At 63.1% G+C, this 17,499-nt stretch carries 15 protein-coding genes and 2 pseudogenes; 9 read left to right on the plus strand and 8 right to left on the minus strand.

The genetic code is table 11. The features are described 5' to 3' along the window. Nucleotides 1-190 precede the first annotated feature (190 nt). The gene (locus tag LPN01_RS03580) at nucleotides 191-1,048 is read left to right on the plus strand and encodes a zinc-binding alcohol dehydrogenase family protein (protein ID WP_262826960.1); all 858 of its coding nucleotides are present in this window, start codon (nucleotides 191-193) and stop codon (nucleotides 1,046-1,048) included. Further along, on the plus strand, nucleotides 1,048-2,022 hold the full coding sequence (locus LPN01_RS03585; RefSeq protein ID WP_262826961.1) for a cation diffusion facilitator family transporter: 975 nt from the start codon (nucleotides 1,048-1,050) through the stop codon (nucleotides 2,020-2,022). Before LPN01_RS03580 ends, LPN01_RS03585 begins: the two co-directional genes overlap by 1 nt. A 613-nt stretch (nucleotides 2,023-2,635) precedes the next feature. Here the strand turns inward: LPN01_RS03585 and LPN01_RS03590 are convergent. Both LPN01_RS03590 and LPN01_RS03595 read right to left on the minus strand, forming a co-directional pair. After that, a complete protein-coding gene (locus LPN01_RS03590) occupies nucleotides 2,636-5,020 on the minus strand; it encodes a PAS domain-containing protein (protein WP_262826963.1) in 2,385 nt (794 codons plus the stop codon). 225 nt (nucleotides 5,021-5,245) lie between these two features. Continuing rightward, nucleotides 5,246-6,192, minus strand: a protein-coding gene (locus LPN01_RS03595; protein ID WP_262826964.1) for an IS630 family transposase whose coding sequence is annotated in 2 segments (ribosomal slippage) — nucleotides 5,246-5,853 and nucleotides 5,853-6,192 — 948 coding nt in all. Because the reading frame shifts where the segments join, the coding sequence is not laid out codon by codon here. 352 nt (nucleotides 6,193-6,544) lie between these two features. Between LPN01_RS03595 and LPN01_RS19045 the strand changes: the two genes are divergently transcribed. Next, nucleotides 6,545-6,796: a hypothetical protein gene (locus tag LPN01_RS19045; protein WP_316746761.1), complete on the plus strand. Its 252-nt coding sequence runs from the start codon at nucleotides 6,545-6,547 to the stop codon at nucleotides 6,794-6,796. 69 nt (nucleotides 6,797-6,865) lie between these two features. On the opposite strand, the pseudogene LPN01_RS19050 reads toward LPN01_RS19045, so the two are convergent. The 3 genes and pseudogenes from LPN01_RS19050 to istA form a co-directional block, all read right to left on the minus strand. Then, nucleotides 6,866-6,925 (minus strand): annotated as a pseudogene (locus tag LPN01_RS19050) (hypothetical protein); the annotation flags it as partial. A gap of 622 nt (nucleotides 6,926-7,547) precedes the next feature. Next, entirely contained in the window at nucleotides 7,548-8,276 is a 729-nt protein-coding gene (gene istB / locus LPN01_RS03605) for an IS21-like element helper ATPase IstB (protein ID WP_056634497.1), read from the minus strand. After that, nucleotides 8,263-9,774: an IS21 family transposase gene (gene istA / locus LPN01_RS03610; protein WP_262826965.1), complete on the minus strand. Its 1,512-nt coding sequence runs from the start codon at nucleotides 9,772-9,774 to the stop codon at nucleotides 8,263-8,265. The genes istB and istA overlap by 14 nt, the downstream gene beginning before the upstream one ends. A gap of 51 nt (nucleotides 9,775-9,825) precedes the next feature. On the opposite strand from istA, the gene LPN01_RS03615 reads away from it, so the two are divergent. Beyond that, on the plus strand, nucleotides 9,826-10,266 hold the full coding sequence (locus LPN01_RS03615) for an AAC(3) family N-acetyltransferase (RefSeq protein WP_262826966.1): 441 nt from the start codon (nucleotides 9,826-9,828) through the stop codon (nucleotides 10,264-10,266). 72 nt (nucleotides 10,267-10,338) lie between these two features. On the opposite strand, the gene LPN01_RS03620 is transcribed toward LPN01_RS03615, so the two are convergent. Then, nucleotides 10,339-10,779 carry a MarR family winged helix-turn-helix transcriptional regulator gene (locus LPN01_RS03620; RefSeq protein WP_262826967.1) on the minus strand — a complete coding sequence of 147 codons (441 nt, stop codon included), beginning with the start codon at nucleotides 10,777-10,779 and terminating at the stop codon, nucleotides 10,339-10,341. 44 nt (nucleotides 10,780-10,823) lie between these two features. On the opposite strand from LPN01_RS03620, the gene LPN01_RS03625 reads away from it, so the two are divergent. Beyond that, complete coding sequence (locus LPN01_RS03625) at nucleotides 10,824-12,329, plus strand: alpha/beta fold hydrolase (protein WP_262826968.1); 1,506 nt, start codon at nucleotides 10,824-10,826, stop codon at nucleotides 12,327-12,329. A gap of 58 nt (nucleotides 12,330-12,387) precedes the next feature. Here the strand turns inward: LPN01_RS03625 and LPN01_RS03630 are convergent, their stop codons facing one another. After that, nucleotides 12,388-12,798 (minus strand): VOC family protein, encoded by a 411-nt coding sequence (locus tag LPN01_RS03630; RefSeq protein WP_410482790.1) that lies wholly within the window; start codon nucleotides 12,796-12,798, stop codon nucleotides 12,388-12,390. Between the two features lie 196 nt (nucleotides 12,799-12,994). Between LPN01_RS03630 and LPN01_RS03635 the strand changes: the two genes are divergently transcribed. Continuing rightward, complete coding sequence (locus tag LPN01_RS03635) at nucleotides 12,995-14,074, plus strand: AraC family transcriptional regulator (protein ID WP_262826969.1); 1,080 nt, start codon at nucleotides 12,995-12,997, stop codon at nucleotides 14,072-14,074. 45 nt (nucleotides 14,075-14,119) lie between these two features. After that, a complete protein-coding gene (locus LPN01_RS03640) occupies nucleotides 14,120-15,493 on the plus strand; it encodes a S41 family peptidase (protein WP_262826970.1) in 1,374 nt (457 codons plus the stop codon). Nucleotides 15,494-15,916: 423 nt separating this feature from the next. Here the strand turns inward: LPN01_RS03640 and LPN01_RS03645 are convergent, their stop codons facing one another. Continuing rightward, nucleotides 15,917-16,417 (minus strand): DUF4126 domain-containing protein, encoded by a 501-nt coding sequence (locus LPN01_RS03645; protein ID WP_262826971.1) that lies wholly within the window; start codon nucleotides 16,415-16,417, stop codon nucleotides 15,917-15,919. A gap of 192 nt (nucleotides 16,418-16,609) precedes the next feature. On the opposite strand from LPN01_RS03645, the gene LPN01_RS03650 reads away from it, so the two are divergent. After that, a complete protein-coding gene (locus LPN01_RS03650; protein ID WP_262826972.1) occupies nucleotides 16,610-17,035 on the plus strand; it encodes an organic hydroperoxide resistance protein in 426 nt (141 codons plus the stop codon). A gap of 5 nt (nucleotides 17,036-17,040) precedes the next feature. After that, nucleotides 17,041-17,484 (plus strand): annotated as a pseudogene (locus LPN01_RS03655) (MarR family winged helix-turn-helix transcriptional regulator); the annotation flags it as partial. Nucleotides 17,485-17,499 lie beyond the last annotated feature (15 nt).

Consider the following 17,499-nt stretch of genomic DNA (forward strand, 5'->3'; position numbering starts at 1 on the left):
TCTTCCGATACCGGAATGCAATTCCAAATGCAGGTTGCATATCGGCGCTGGGATCGACAATGATCCGGCTACGGCCGGGCATTACACCGGCATTCGAGGAGCGGACATGAAAGCGGCAGTAATCGGCTCGCACGGCGCCACACCGGCCTTCGGGGACTTCCGGGAACCCGAGCCCCGCGAGGGTTGCGTCGTGATCGAAGTGGACACCGCCGGATTGGGCGGATGGGACGTGCTGGGCGCCTATCGCCTTGCGGTCGAATATCCATGCGTGTTGCGCGGCGAGGGCGTCGGTCGCGCCGAGTATGGCCGGCGGGTCTATTTCGGCGAGCGGTCGGTCGCCCCCTGGGGCGGCTGGGCGGAGCGGACGATCGTCCCCGCCGCGGAAGTCTGGGACGTACCAGACGATATCGACGACGAAACCGCGATCACGATGGCGATCGCCGGCACGGGCGCGTTCGTGCCGCTGGAGCAGGCGGCGATCAAACCGGGCGAGACCGTGCTGGTGCTGGGCGCCACGGGTACGCTCGGCCAGCTCGCGCTGCAGTTCGCGCGCATCCTGGGCGCGGGCCGCGTCGTCGGTGCGTCGCGCAGCGCAACCGCGCTGGATCGGCTGCGCGAACGCGGTATCGCCGACGCGACCGTCGTCATGGGAGGGGACGACGATCTCGCCGCGCTGAAGGCGGAGGCCGGCGAAGGCTATGACGTCGTGCTCGATCTGGTGTGCGGCGCGCCGATGGTCGCCGCGTTGAAGGCGACGCGGTGGGGCGCGCGGATCGTGACGGTCGGCACCGGCGCCGGTGCCGCGATCAACCTGACCGCGGGCGACCTGCTGTTCCGGACGCTGACCGTGGTCGGGACCGGGCAACGGCCGCCGGCCGATCGCGAGCGGATCTGGCGGCGGCTACTGGACATAACGCGCGAGCACGCCATCACGGTCGATCAGCTGGATTACGACCTCCCCGAGATCGCGACCGCCTGGGCGGTGCAGAAGGCGGGGCCGCATGCGAAGATCACCGGCAAGATCGCGCCATCCGCCGACATAGGTTGATGGCGATGATCCCGACGGTGCGGTGGGAGGAGCGGCGGCGATCGCGTGCGGCGCTGGGCGTTCCCGCCCTCATAACGTTGTTCAGCGTATTGTGCGTGCTGCTGCTCAAGGTGGTGGCGACCTATCGGACCGGATCTATCGCGATGCTGGGATCGATGACCCATGCCGCGATAGAGGTATTTGGGGCAATCTTGGCGGTTCGGGTTCGGCTGTTGGCGATGGCGCCGGCCGATCACGACCACCGGTTCGGGCACGGCAAGGTCGAAGCACTAGCGGCATTGGCGCGGGTCGGGCTGGTGACGGGCGCTGCAGTCATCATCCTGTGGTCCGCCACGCGCGCGCTTGCGGCCCACGACTATCTACGCGACGTGAATTTCGGCATCTCCGTCTCGCTTGTTGCCATCGCGTGGCGACAGGCGCTGCACGGCCTGCGCCGACGCGGCTACGGCACGTCTGATCATCTGGGCTTCGCCCTGCCCCTGACGGACGAGCGCTTCGGCCTGGCAACGATCCTGAACCTGATCGTCGTCGCGACACTGACCCTCGATCACTATCTCCATCTGCGCGGCGTGGATGCCGTAGCCGGCGTCATGATCGCGTGTTGGCTCGCGTTTCGCGCGCTTCGTGCGGCGAGCGTCGCGTTCGACGAGTTGATGGACAAGGAATGGAGCGATGACAAACGGACGCGCTTTCTGGCCATCGCCGCAGAGCAGCACGGCATCAAAGGCATCCATGATTTCCGGACCCGCCGCTCAGGATCGCGCGACTTCGCCCAATTTCATCTGGAGGTCGATCCTTCCCTCTCGATCGTCGTCGCCCATCGGATCGTCGAAGCCGTGGAGGCTGCGCTCGGCGCCCGATATCCAGATACGGAGGTGTTCATTCACCTTGATCCGCAAGGTCATATCGATACGACATTCGATCTGAACGAAGCCGACGTCATGCCCAAACGGTCTTCTGACACATCGCGTTGAACGGCATGGCCCGTCGGCCCTGCCGTTGATCGCCGGATGGGAACGGGGCTCAGCCTCTGCGGCGACGTGCTCACAGTGCAGTAGCTCGTAAACCTTTGGCCAAACTCTCTGTCAGATTCGATGCTTGGGCCACCGAAACCCACTTGTGGATGTATGTTCTTATATGAGAATCTCATTCTGAAATAGACATGCGAGTGCTCATGCTGACTGACATTCATCTTATTTGGCGCAATCATGCGTTTGGCGAATTTTGTGATCCCGTGACCGAGCGAAAATCGATCGTGGGATCCTGTAGATAGGCGTCCAAATGGGACTCCACCATTTTTCATCGTAACTCACTCAGATTGGGCGATAATATTTGATGGGGAGGGGGTCCTGATCGGCGCCGATCGGAACCCCCCTTAAAAACCGGTTTTCCATTTCGAAACAATGACTTGCGTGTCCGAGAGGTGGGATCCCATTTCGACGCCTGTTCACACGTCTGGCACTCACCATACTCGCAAAGATGCGTCAGCCGAATGACTGATCTCAACCATTGCATCTCTGAAAAGTCCGCAAGACTGGAGACGGTAGGACGAGGTCGTTAGGTCAGCTCACCTACTCTCTGATCGGCTCAATCTACCGTATGCGGTACCTGCAGCGAGGCTTGACTGCTTTCGTGGACGATGCGTGACAAGCCCGCTATGGAGTACGGCTTCTTCAGCAGCGGAAACCCGCTCGCGCCGGACTGAACGATCGCCTCGCTGTACCCGCTGGTCAGCACAAATGGCAGATCCGGGTAGAGGCGCTGCACTTCATGGCCCAGGTCTATTCCGGACATGCCCGGCATCACGACGTCGGAGAACACCATATCGAATGCATTTGGCTGCTCCAGCTCAGCCAGTGCCTCCTTGCCGCTGGTCACCCAGCGGGTGCGATAGCCGAGCTCCTCCAGTGCCTGAGTGGCAAACTCACCGACCTCAAGGTTGTCCTCGACAACAAGAATGCACAGGCCATGACCTGCTGCTGCATCCTCACTCTTCTGCACCGTGACCGGGTTCGTGACACTTTGCTCGACAACGGGCAGGTATAGCGTAAAGCTGGCGCCGCCTTCTTCGCCATTTGTGGCCACGATATCACCGCCGGATTGCTTGGCGAAGCCAAACACTTGCGACAGGCCCAGCCCTGTTCCCTGCCCCACGCCTTTGGTCGTGAAGAACGGTTCGAAGATCTGCTCCAGCGCCTCAGCAGGAATGCCCGGGCCCGTATCGTTAAGGGTGATCGCAACAAAATCCCCCAACGCGGCCGGGTGCGAGCGAATAGCGGGAATACCGGAAACGTGCTGCGCCGCGATCGTAAGCCGCCCCTCGCCTCCCATCGCGTCGCGCGCGTTGACCGCCATGTTGACGATCGCGGTATCGAACTGAATGCGATCGGCGTTGACGAAGCAGGGACAGTTACCAGGATCGACATCCACAGCGACCATCGCCCCAGCAAGGGTTCCGATGATGTCGGTCAGCCCCGCTATACTCTGCGCCACATCGAAGACTTCGGGCGTGAGCGCCTGGCGGCGTGCAAACGAGAGCAGCTGGCTGGTCAGCTTGGTGGCACGGTCAGCAGTATCGGCAATCGCATCAGCATAACGCTGCCGCCTTTCTTGGGTGAGTTCGGGCCGCCGCAGTAGCTCCGCCGAACCGCGGATGACGGTGAGCAGATTGTTGAAATCGTGCGCGATGCCGCCGGTCAATTGCCCCAGCGCCTCCATTTTTTGCGATTGACGCAGCTGGTCCTCGATTTGGCGCTGGCTAGTCATGTCAACACCAACGCCGGTGCGGCGCACCGGCTGGCCATTTGCATCAAGATACGTGTGACCCCGCGATAGCACCCAATGGGTGGAGCCATCCGGGTGCATGAGACGGTATTCGAGTTCGAGATCACCCGGACGCTGTAGCCCCGCGGCCATAGTCTTCTGGAGAGGAAGGCGGTCAGCTGGGTGCACGTTCTTCAAAAATTCATCACGTGGCAGACCTGCAGCTCCTCGTTCCGGATCAAGTCCATAGAGCGCCGAAATTGCAGCATCGCAGTAGAAGCGGTCGCCTGGAATGTCGTAGGTCCAAACGCCTACGCCTCCGACTGCCGAAAGGGCCAGACGCGCAAAATCCTGCTCGTCCCTTAGGGCTGCCTCAGCTTCTCGTTGGGCGGTGAGGTGGCGTCCAGTCGCCAGGATCGAGCGCTCTGTTGGTGCGGCTACCCACGAGAACCAGCGAGTAGAACCATCCTTGTGGCGATACCGGTTTTCGACCGTCGGCAAGGGACCATCAGCAGCATGCGCCAGCGCCCGCTCCGTGAGATCGTAATCGTCCGCAACCACCAGGCTGCTGACCTGTCGACCGATCAGTTCATCCCGCTCGTATCCCAGGATATCCGTCCATGCAGGATTGACCCTCAGGAGGTGCCCCTCGAAATCGAGCTCGACGAGCAAGTCAGGCGACGTCTCCCACAGGAGATCGCGCTCGCTGCGGTGCGCTGCCAACGTGGAATTGGCAGCTGTGAGCCGGTCAGCGCTGTCGAGTTGTGACCCGACGATCTGCGCAAACATGTTGAACATGTCGATCGTATCTGGATTGCTCAAGCTGCGCGGCTGTGGATCGATCGCGCACAGGGTGCCGAAGAGGCGACCGTCAGCCAAAGTGATCGGCACCGAAATATAGCTGCGAAACTTATAGAGTGCGGGAGTTTGATGATCGCAGAACACCGCGTCGGTTTCTACGTCGTCGATGACAACCGCCTTACCGCTCTGGCGGATCTCATAGCAGATCGTCGTTTCGACCTTCAGCTCGCCACCCGGTTCCAGCCCGAAGTTGATCTCGTCCCGAACACTACAGGCGATCCAGCGCTCGTCGGTCACGCGCGCGACAGCGGCAAAGCCCATACCCGTCGCGCGACACACCGTCGCAAGGATAGTCGGCACGATGTCGACCCGGCCGACTGCCGCAACATCGTCTTCGTAGTCGATCACGCGTCCGTTCCGATTATCGTTTGATTGTAACTCCTTATAGCCGCTGAAAGGATGGTGAAAGGTCAATGCGCTGAGCCACCCTTTGGCTCACGCATTCCTCGACGATCATTGCATTCGGTCGCGATGCGATGATCAGAGCATCGTCGCGGCAGACGGCCTTGGCTGTTTCGTCTCATGAGGGAACAACGCTGTCGAGGAGCTCGGCCGCTCTAGAGCGAATTCCGTTCAGTCCGGATCATAGCCGCAGGAGCTGAAGTAGTTGGCGCATTGCTGTGGCTGGAAGAGGTCGACCAGCTTGCCGATGAGAGACCAAAGCCCGGAGACGGTCCGCTCGCCAGCCTTGCGGAGCATGGCTTTGAGGCGGGAGAAGGCTTTCTCGATCGGGTTGAAGTCGGGGCTGTATGGCGGGAGGAACAGCAGGCGGGCACCGACGGCCTCGATAGCTTCGCGGACGCTGGCACGCTTGTGGCTGGACAGGTTGTCCATGATGACCACGTCGCCGCGCCTGAGGTCGGGAACGAGGATCTGTCGGACATAGGCCTCGAACCAGTCGCCGTTGATCGGCCCGTCGAGCACCATCGGTGCGACCATGCCGGTCATGCGCAGGCCCGCGACCAACGTGGTCGTCTTGCGATGGCCGTGCGGGTAACCCATCCGCAGCCGCTCGCCTCGCCGGCAGCGACCGTGACTGCGCGTCATGTTGGTCGCCGTCCAGGTCTCGTCGATGAACACCAGCCGCGCAGGGTCGAGGTCGAGCTGGCCATCGAACCAGTCCTCGCGCGCACTCAGGACGTCGGCGCGGTCCTGCTCGGCCGCATGTCCGGTCTTTTTTTACGCGTGATCCCGTGGCGCGCGAAGAAGCGGTGCAGCGTCGAGATCGCCACCGTCACGCCCGCCTGGCCCAGCTCGCGACGCAGCTCGTCCAGCGTGATGTCGCGCCGTGCCTCGTACAGCGCCAGCACCGTCTCCCGATGCGCTTCGATCCGCCGCGACCGCGTGTCCCCGCCCTGCGGCTTGGCGGCGTAACTGCCCGTGCTGCGGCGCTGGTCGTGCCACCGGATCACCGTCGCGGCCGCCACACCAAACCGCACCGCCGCAGCCCGGCAACTCATCCCCTCGTCAACCGCGGCCAGCACCCGCAACCGCAGATCCATCGACAACGGCTTGCCCATCCATGCCGGCCTCCATCCAGCCAGCACTGTGAATCAGATCAGCGCGTCCGTGTGAATCCCCTTCGACTCAGGTCGGCCGGAAAACGCTCTAGTCGCAGCGAGTTCATGACCGACTTCGGCACCGTGCCGACCGTATGAACAAGTGTTTGAAGTTGAAGAGCGGCAAACTAGCTATGAATGGCCGGCTGTGGGTCGTGGCGACATTCCAGCCCTTCGGGGCGGGCAGTTAGGCAACAGTCAAGGCTCTACATCTCAACTGTACAAAAGCGTTCCCACCTTGCTGACGCGAAAACCCTTATTGTCGGTTTTGGCAGCCACCTTGGGCCGGATGTCTGGACACACCGGATGATAGATGACGAATCTGTGTTCGGGCGCAGCGCCCGCAATCTCTGGTCAGGAGCGCTCTGATGTCGCGTTGTTACTCGCCAATTGCATGGACCGCCTGAAAATGGACGCGAGCCTCGGTGCCGATGAGGTGCTGAAGCACCACCCAGAAGCCAGCGACGGCATCTCCGCCGGCCTCATTGTAGGCACGCTCCATATTGGCATGAAGATCTTCGAAAATCTCGCGCTCAAGCACGCGTCCCTGAGGGGTCAATCGTAGTAGGCGGTGGCGTCGATCGTCCAATCCTATACGCTGCTCTAAAAAGCCGGACGAGATCAGGTAGCTGGATACTCGCCGGAAGGACTGCTTCGTCACATCTAGTATGGAAAGAAGCTCGCCAACCGGCATATCCGGCCGTCTCGCGACGAAGTAGAGGACCCGGTAGTGCGCGCGTCCCAAGCCAGATAGAGCCAGCTTCGTATCGGCCTTTTTAAAATGCCGGGTGTTGGCAAAAAAAGGAGGTCCATGCCTCCACGAATGGATGCCTCTCGTAAATACTGGCCGGCTGGCGGCATGATGATTGTAGAATCCATGCTTCCCCCGAAGTATCAAGTCGCCCCGCTTGACCTATGTCACAATGCAGGAATTTATAAGTCAACCTAATTGTATACTCCTAACCATCTAACATACGCCTCGCCAATGGTTAAGTATCTGCCGACCTTCGAGGCCAACACCTCCGAGCGGATATCACCGAACAGGAACGCTCCGTGGGATGCTCACATTGCCCGGTGAAGCCGTCAAGTCATATCCGGGGCACTCTAGATCTGGTTACGACACTCCGAGCCGAAATACGGGTATGTCAATCGGCGTCCAAAAAGGACCCCTATCGGCGTCCAAAAGGGACCCCCTTCGTCGTGCAGCGTGACGGTTATGGCGGGCGTGCCGTTCGCGCTGGTTGCGGCGTAGGGCGGGCGTAGCCCGACCGGAGGCGCAACCAGCGCGAAGCGTCTTTGACCGGTGGTCCCGGGCATTAGCTGCGGTGCTTGAAGCGCCAGCTGTCGTTGCCGGTCTCGACGATGTCGCAGTGGTGGGTAATGCGGTCGAGCAGCGCGGTGGTCATCTTGGGATCACCGAAGACGGTGGGCCATTCGCCAAAGGCAAGGTTCGTAGTGACGATGACGGAAGTGCGCTCGTAGAGTTTGCTGACCAGATGGAAGAGCAGCTGACCGCCCGAGCGGGCGAATGGCAGGTAGCCCAGCTCGTCGAGCACCACGAGGTCGAGCCGGGAGAGCTGAGCCGCCAGCGTGCCCGCCTTGCCGAGGCGGTTCTCCTCCTCGAGCCGGTTCACCAGGTCGACCGTGTTGAAATAGTGTCCGCGAGCGCCAGCTCGCACGACGTTGGCGGTAATGGCGCTGGCCAGGTGTGTCTTGCCGGTGCCCGTTCCACCGACCAGCACGACGTTGCGCTGGCCCGCCAGGAACGAGCCGCTGTGCAGCGAGCGCACCAGGCCTTCGTTGATGGGGGTGTCCTCGAAGACGAAGGCGTCGAGATCCTTCACCGCTGGTAGCCTGGCGGCTGACATCCGGTAGCGGACCGACGCTGCATGGCGGTGGGTTGCCTCGGCACGCAGCAGGTCGGTCAGGATCTCCATCGTCGTGCGCTTGCGCTGCAGGCCGGTGGTCACCGCCTCGTCGAACGCGCCGGCCATGCCCTTGAGGCCAAGCCCCGCCATCGCCGTCATCATCTCATGCCGCTGCATGAAGGCCTCGCAGGCTGTCATAGCGACCGCAGTCGGCACGCGGCGGATGACGCAGCGCCAGGTCTTCGGGCGTGACGATGGTCAACGGTCGTGGCGGTTCTCGCCTGCGGGCCAGGATGTTGAGGATGACGTCGTCGCTGGTGACGCCGGCCAGCAACGCCTCGTGCACGGCTGCTTCAACTGCCTCCAGCCCGTCGTCGAGCACCGCCGCCAGCACCCGTACGAAGCGCCGGTCGGCATCGTCGCCGGCGCCGAGCTTGCGCCGCAGCCGTGATAGCGCAGGTGGCAGCTCCCAGCCCTGGAACGGCGCACCGTTGCGCAGGGCGCCCGGCTTGGTCACCAGCACAGGCAAATAGTGCCACGGGTCGTAGATGGTCCGGTCACGACCGAAGAACCGGGGATGGTCGGCAACGACCTCGCCGTCGCAGCGCACGACGATGCGGTCGGCATACGCACGGACCTGGACCGCACGCCGCACGACCTTGGCCGTGACCGAGTAGCGGTTGCGGTCGAAGTTTATCAGGCACGTGCCGCTTACCGCGTGCTCGCTCTCATAGAACCTATCGAAGGGCGCTACGACCGGCTGGAGCAAGCTACGCTCGGCAGCCCATGCCTGAGCGACCGTCAGTTCCTTCTGCTCGGGATGCTGGTGCATGTCCGCCCAGCGCAGGCACTCCGCCTCAAGCCAGCCGTTCAGCTCCTCGATGCTGGCAAAGCGCAGACGCGGCTGGAAGAACCGGCCACGTGCGGTCTGCACCTGGTTCTCGACCTGACCTTTCTCCCAGCCGGCTGCTGGCGAGCAGGCTGTCGGTTCGACCATGTAGTGGCTGGCCATGACCAGGAAGCGCCGGTTGAAGACCCGCTCCTTGCCGGTGAACACGCTCGTCACCGCCGTCTTCATGTTGTCGTAGATGCCGCGCGTCGGTACGCCCCCGAAGAAGGCGAACGCCCGCGCATGCGCGTCGAACAGCATCTCTTGCGTCTCACGCGGATAGGCTCGCACGTATATCACCCGCGACGCGCACAGCCGCACATGGGCGACCTTCACGCGCATCGGCTTGCCCGCGATCTCGACGTCCTCGTGGCTCCAGTCGAACTGATAGGCCTCGCCCGGCCGAAACAGCAGCGGGATGAACGCTGGTGCATTCATCACGTCCCGACGACGTGCCTGCCGCCAGCGGGCCGCATAGCGGCGCACCGCATCATACGAGCCGTCGAACCCCTCGCGCAGCAGCAGATCGTGGATACGCGTGATGCGCAGCTTCTCGCGCCGCGGCCGCGCCTCGTCTTCATCGAGCAACGCATTCAGTCGCGCCTGGAACGGCCCCAGCTTCGGCAGCGGCTGCACCTCACGCCGGTAGCCCATGTCCGCCTCCGGCGACCGGATCGCCTTGCGCACCACTTTGCGAGATAAATGCAGGTCTCGCATGATCGCCTTGATGGCTTTTCCCGCCGCGTGCTCGCGCCGGATCCTCAACACCGTCTCCAATACCAACATCCCGATCTCGCCGCCTGACACACCGCCAAGCGGACAGCCTAGACCACCGGGATGAGGGGTCCTTTTTCGACGCCGATCACCCCGCTACCGGGGTCCTTTTTCCACGCCGATCCACAGGTCGAGATTGGCGGCAGCGTCTTGATGGTGGGCGCGCCGTGGGACACGATGACGCTAGTTCATCATGCCGATCATCTCGCCGCTATTCCCGACAAGCGGACAATCCGAATCGAGGTGCCGTTTGCAGGTGCGAGCGGCACCGAATGGCGCTTTATGGAGGAGTTCGAGACCGGCGATCCCGTTCACGAAGACCTGCCTGATAATTATATCGAGCAGATCGTGACCGCCTATGTCGAGGGTGGCGAAGGCAATCAAAACGTGATCGGTGCTGCGCCATCGCTGCTGGTCGATGCCCGTCTGATGCTCGACTTCGCAATCCAATGGCTCGAAGCGTGGGCGGATCAACATAAGGTGAGCGTGAACGGAGCGTCTTAGCCGCTTCCGCGGAAATCGATCGAGAAATGGGAAAGCAGAATCGTTCTCGCAACCGTTCTCAAATGGTAAGGATCATTCGCTAGGCGGCTCCATTACCCGCGCCAGCAATGGCAAAATCGCCTCTAGTCGTTGCCGCTCGTCAGGATTGAGCGCGTCGATCCGCGCCGCCAGCGGTGCCGTGGCGCGTAGTTGACCCGTCCGCCAGAGGGCTAGCCCTTCGGCGGTAGCCACGACGATCGATCCCCGCTTGTCAGTAGGGTGAGGTTCCCGGCGAACCAGGTTCCGCGATACGAGCTCGTCCACCAGCCGCGTGATCGTCGGACGGCGTACCTGCTCCAGATCGGCAAGGGCCGATGGCGCGATCCCGCCGGAGTGAACGACGACCGCCATCGCCGATGTGAGCGGGCCTGATAGGGCCGCCGTTTCGTCGACCGCACGCAGCCAACGGATCAGCCGCACCGCCATGATGGAGATATCGTTCGCGATCGAATGGCTCTTGCTAGTTTCTTCCATCTAATTACCATAGGCTAATCACATGATGCTTGAAAGGTAGGTTTATGCAGGTCGCCGGTCCAGAAGCGAAGCGGTTGCGGAAAAGCTGTATCGGGCTTTCGCGCGTGATTGCCGGCACGGTGCTGGCAATAGCGGCTGTGCCGGCGCTCGCGGCCACTCCCGGCATGGCTCCCGTCCGGCAAACGATCGGCGCCGCAGCCCCCGCGCTGAAGGTTGAGCCCTATGCCTTCAAGCTCCGAGACGGCACTGTCATACAGGCCGAACGCGGATCGTTCGAAGTGCCCGAGCGGCGCGGGAACGCCTCGTCGCGGCGCATCCGCATCGGCTTCGTCCGGTTCCGGTCTACCGCCGCGCATCCCGGCGCACCGATCGTCTATCTCGCTGGCGGTCCTGGCGGGTCGGGGATCGATGCCGCTCAAGGAGCAAGGCAGCCGATCTTCCTCGCCCTGCGCGCGCTGGGTGACGTGATTGCACTCGACCAGCGCGGTGTCGGCATCTCGAACTCCGTCCCGCCATGCAAGGCCAGCACCAGCATCGACCCCGCCGGTGGGCTGAACGAACAGACGTTCACCCGCTACTACCGCGACACGCTGACGAAATGCGTGGGCGAGTGGCGCGCGGCGGGAGTTGCGGTTGAGGGATACACGACGCCGGAGAACGCTGACGACGTGGAAGACCTACGCCGTGCAATCGGCGCTCCTAAGCTGCGGCTCTGGGCAATATCCTATGGCACCCATCTGGCATTCGAGATGATGCGCCGCCATCCGGGCAGCGTCGATCGCGTTGTCATGGCCTCGGTTGAAGGCATGGACCAAACCGTCAAACTGCCGGCGCGGGTCGATGCCGCGCTCGGACGGCTCGCTGGCTCGGCTGGGGCCGCAAACGGTGACGACCTACTTGCCACGATGCGGCGCGTCCACGCTAAGCTGGATGCCAAGCCGCAGGTGATGACGCTGGGCGACGCCACGGGCAAGATCAGCTTCGCGATGGACTCGTTCCCGCTGCGGGTGCTGATCGGGGGCATCGCCAAGAACCCGGCCGGCATAGGGCAACTGGGCCAGCTCTATGCGGCGTTCGATGCCGGGCAGGGCCAAGCGGTCGCCCCGCTGCTGTATGGCGCCTTCCTCAAGGATCCCCTGACCATGAGCGGGATGCCCGAGCTGATGGACCTCGCCTCCGGTGTCAGTCCGTCGCGCCTCGCTACGATCGGGCGGGAAGCGCCCGCTGCGATCGTCGGCGCGGCGACGAATTTTCCCATGCCGCAGGTCGCCGCGACGGTGCCGGGGATGGACCTCGGCGACGCCTTCCGAACCGACGTGCGCTCGGCGATCCCGACGCTGATATTCAGCGGCGACCTCGATCTGCGGACGCCGATTGAGGAACAGGCCGCTGCAACCATCGGCCTCTCGCGCGTCACGCGCGTTACCGTACATGGCGGCGGACACGACCTGTTCGAGGCACAGCCGGCCATTCCCGGCATGATCGCCGACTTCTTCGTTGGCCGCCCAATCAAGGAGTCTAGCATCGTGGTGCCTGCCCCAAAGAGCTGACCGCTTTCCCGATTGGGAACGGCCAGCGAGAGGGCACTGACGTTCTCGAAATGGATGCTCAAACAGGAATCGCCGCTTGCCGGATGAAAGGTTCGACCAGATCCCATCGGTTGCCGTAGAGGTCTTCGAAGACAGCCACGATGCCATATGGTTCATGGCGAGGCGCCTCGACGAAGCGGATACCCTGCTGCGTGTAGGCGAGGTGGTCACGGGCGAAGTCGTCTGTTTCGAGAAACAGGAACACGCGACCGCCGCTCTGATCGCCGATCGCCTCACGTTGCCTCTCGCCGACAGCCCTCGCCAGTAGCAGTCCGCTCGCCGCGCCGTACGGCGCGACCACGACCCACCGCTTGTCATCTGTCAGCGCGGTATCTTCACGCAGCTCGAAGCCAAGCTTCCCGACGAAGAAGGAGAGAGCGGTGTCATATTCGTCGATGAGGAGGGCGGTCAGGTTCAAGCGCTGGGGCATCCGGTGAAATTGCCCTATCGCGACGTCGAGCCAACGCTCGCTTCCCATCTGGGATCGGCAAAAGAGAAAACACCAGCGTTCTCGCAATCCGCCCAGCCTCGTATTTCGAGAACCATAACGCCTGCGCCTGTCCACCTCGATCACCCATTGACGTTGTCGGCGGGGCGGGGCTGATGGTCATGTGAGCATCGGTTCCATGTCCCTCATCCTCGGTCTGTTCGAGGCACAGATGCTGGTGCTGGCGGCTGCCATCATCGGGCGGGGCGGGACGGCGAGACGCTCTCTCGGAGCGTTGCTGATCGTCCTGTGCGGCGTGCTGACGCCGTTCACTATCGGCTATGCAGGTTTCTACGATCGATGGCTGTGGCTTTCATTCGCGCCGTTCGCCGTTCCTCTGGCGATGGGGCCATTGCTCTACGCGCACCTGAACGCCCTGATCTTCGATCGCCCGATACCCCGTTGGCACGCCGCGTTGCCGGTGGCCCAGTTCGCTTATCAGGCTGTCGCTTTCTGCCTGCCGCTCGATCTGCGGGGCGCATTCGACCGGCAGGTGCAACGCCCTTGGCTTGATCCAATCCTGGCGGCGCTGCTGCTCGCGTCGATGGTCGGATATGCCGTTGCAGCCCTGCGTGCGCTGCGCCGGCATCGAGGCTGGCTCGTGGCGCGCCGATCCGACCTCGCCGCAGCAAGGCGCGTGCGGGCCGTGCTGATCGCCTATGCCGCGATCGTCACGGTGCGGACGGGATACCTGATTGCTGATGCGTTGATCGCGCCGCTCTCTTACTTCGATATGTTCGGTTTCTACGTCGTGCTGGCTGTCGTCGGCAATTACCTGGCGATCGAGGGCTGGCGACAGGCGGACGCCCGACCGCAGCCGATCGTGGAGCCGGTCGAGCGCGACTGGCGGCCGATTGCGGCCGGGTGGATGGACCGGATCGAAGCGCATGGATGGTGGCGCGATCCGGACCTCGATCTTGCCGAACTGGCCCGCAGGCTGGGGACCAACACCGCCTATCTGTCCCGCGGCCTCAACGAGGGGCTGGGGCTGGGTTTCGCCGAAGCGATCAACGGGCTGCGCGTCGAGCATGTCGCCGCCCGCCTGCGGGACGGCGCCGATGGCGATATCCTGACGCTCGCGATCGATGCCGGCTTCGGATCGAAGGCGACCTTCAACCGCGTCTTCAAGGAGCGGTTCGACGTCACACCCTCGGCCTATCGTCGCGTCTCAACCAACAAAAATGACCCGGAACGCCCGGATTTGCAGCGCACCACCTGACCGGCATCGGCATCGGTTCGGGGCACATCCGCTCGGAGCAAGACCATGATACATCTCGATCGCCGGCACCTTCTGACGGGAGCGTCGGGCTTGGTCGCAACCGCCTTTCTGCCCGCTCCCGCCAAGGCGAGCGATACGCTGCTGTCACCCGCGGCGATGCGATCAGATATCGCCATTCTGTGCGACGCCTATGCCAGCCTGCATCCCGGCCTCTATCGCTATCTGACCCCGGCGAACTTCCAGCGCGAGCGCCAGCGCCTCGATCGCTTCGCCGCGACGCCCCATACGCTGGGAGACTTCTACCTGGCGTTGTCGGCGTTTACCGCAAGCGTCCGGTGCGGTCACAGCTTTCCTAATCCCGCCAACCAGACTCGGGCCGTCGCGTCGGCGCTGTTCGGCAAGCGTGATCGCTTACCGTTCGCCTTCAGATGGCTGGACCGGCGCATGATCGTCACCGCCGATCTCGGCAGCGGGCATCATCTGCCGATCGGAAGCGAGGTCGTTGCGATCAACGATATCAGCGCTCACGCCATGCTGGCGAAGATGCTCCCTTATGCCCGCACGGACGGCAGCAACGATGCGCGCAAGGTGGCCAACCTCGGCATACCCGGCGATGCCGATCAGCCGACATTCGACGTGCTACGGGCGCTGCTGTTCCCGTCGTACAGTCCCTCGACCCGTGTCGTGGTGCGGATCGCCGGCAGAGCCGAGACGATCGCTTGCCCGTTGATGACGGCCGCAGCGCGCGACGCTGCGTTGCGCCATCCCTCTAAGGATTCCCCCTATGGCTGGACGTTCGAAGTGCACGACCAAGTCGGCATCCTGACCATGCCGACTTGGGCGGTCTTCCATGAGAAATGGGATTGGCAGGGCTTCATCGACGCCAGCCTGGACACCGCAGTCGATCGCCAGCTCTCGGGCATCGTTATCGACGTGCGCGACAATGGGGGTGGGCTCGATTGCGGGGCGGCGATCGTCGCCCGTCTGGTCGAAGCGCCCCTAACCGCAGACAGCTATTCCCGCCATGTGCGTTATCGCAAGATACCCGACAGGCTGGTTCCCTACCTCAAAACCTGGGACCGCAGCTTCAAGAATTGGGGAGCGTCGGCGATCGGTCCTGATGCGGCCGGCTTTTACAATCTGACCCGTCCCGGCGACGCTTCGGACACCGACACTATCCAGCCCAAGGGTCGCCGGTTCGCCGGCAAGGTCGCCGTTCTAGTCGGCCCGAAGAACGCTTCGGCCACCTTCGGCTTCGCAAGCCTCATGCAGCGTCAGCGGCTGGGAACGCTGATCGGGGAGGAGACCGGCGGCAACCGCCGTGGCATCAACGGCGGTGCCTTTTTCTTCGTCGGGTTGCCGGCATCGGGCGTCGAGGTCGATCTGCCGCTGATTGCCTATTGGCCTGAGACGCCGTAGTCGGATGCTGGAGTCATGCCCGATATTACCGTGCCGGCGCGGACTGCCGATATTCAAGCCGAACGGGATACTGCGCTGATGCGGGCGGTCGTTGTGGTAAGCTGAACGATCAGCCTTCCCGATTGGGAGGTGCAGCTGGACAGCCAAGGCAGGCTCGGTCTCCCGATGCCTCCGGGTTGAGCCGTTTCCCGAAACGTGTTCCCGAATGCGTTTTCCCGAAACGGTCCGTCGGACATGGAAAAATGGGACTGCTGCAAGTCAGTGAAACGACCGGTTTCGGGATGCCCGGCCGATCTACTGAACGGCGAGAACTGGGTCGGAGCCGACATCACGTGGCGGTGACGCTTTTCCCGGAGAGAACGCGGTCGGGACGGCCAGAGCCGTCCCGACCGACATAATGTTCCAGGCAAGTACGAATGGCTGTCAAGACGCTGGCGTCTGTCGCATGGCGGATGCCGCTTCGGCGCTGGCAGTGAACAGACTAGGATTAGTGATCGCGAGACCGCTTCCAAACACGATTGCCTCCTCGATGAAGCCCGTCGCCGTCTGTCCCCACCGCTTCATGGCCCATTTGCGCAGCGCGAGACCGGGATAGGCCGAACCGATCGCAGCCACGACCGCTACTCCGGCACCGACCCATCGCTTGTCGCGCGGAGCCAGGGCAGCGCCCGCATAGGCGGCAGTGACACTCCGCACGACCAGGCCGATTGGCACGGTGCGGTCCGGTGCCGTCTTCATCTTGTCGCCTGCCATCTCGGCCGCGGCGAACGCCGCGGTGCCGGCGGCGATCACAGGATTGAGCATCAGCTTCTGCAAAGGGAGCTCAGGCGCCACCTCGCCGCGGCGCGTGGCGGTGGCAAGGACCGCCAGCGGCGTGATGCCCCGCTGCCCGGCGACCAGACCGATGAGAAATGAACGAAGCATGGGTGATCCTCCTGTGGACACACTCAACGTAGGACATCCTATTTCTATCCCGCACAATCCCGTTGCGAACAACAGGTGTTGGGCTATATGACGGCCTTGGAGGCGTTGAGCGCAGCTTGACTGTCCCGGATGACCGGGTGGTTCTTGTGTCGCGCCGGTGTCCTGTCGCCTGCAACCTACAAGGAGTCCGCCTTGAGCCATCTCTACACCACCAAGGTCACCGCCGTTGGCGGCCGCAGCGGCACGATCAGGAGCGAGGACGGTATCCTCGACCTGCCGCTCGCCATGCCCAAGGAACTAGGTGGCAAGGGCGGCGCCACCAACCCCGAACAGCTGTTCGCGGCGGGCTATGCCGCATGTTTCGAGAATGCGGTGATCCACGTCACCCGCGCGCAGGAGACCAAGGTGCGCGACAACGACATTGTGGTGGTGGGAGGGGTCGGCCTGTTGCCGAACGGCGCCGGCGGCTTCAACCTGGCGGTGACGCTCGATGTCGAGATCGCCGGCGTCGATCAGGCGAAGGCTGAGGAGATCGTCCATGCCGCACACGCCGTCTGCCCGTATTCCAACGCGGTGAAGGGCAATGTCGACGTCAAGCTGAACGTCACCACCCGGTGAGCGAGATGGCGGCGACACCGGCGAAGCACATCGATCCCCTGTTGCTAAATCGACAGGTATGCTTCCCGCTCTATGCCGCCACCAACCTGCTCAATCGACTGTACACCCCGGTGCTGGCCGAGCTGGGGCTCACCTATCCGCAGTATCTGGTCATGCTGGTGTCGTGGGAGCACGAGACGCAGACGGTCGGCGCGCTGGGCGCCCGGCTCTATCTCGACAGCGGCACGCTCAGCCCTCTCCTCAAGAGGATGGAGGCGGCAGGGCTGGTCGTGCGCCGGCGCGATCCGGCAGACGAGCGCAAGGTGTCGGTCGCGCTGACCGATCAGGGCCGCGCACTGCGCGAGCAAGCTATCCACGTTCCCGAGACGGTGTCTGACGGTTACGAACCCGAAGGCATCGACGAACAACGCGACAGCGTGCGTGCGCTCGTGTCGATTCTGGCACAGCGCAACGGTCGCCGCCTC

It is taken from the genome of Sphingomonas sp. A2-49 (assembly GCF_025548555.1).
GTDB lineage: Bacteria > Pseudomonadota > Alphaproteobacteria > Sphingomonadales > Sphingomonadaceae > Sphingomonas.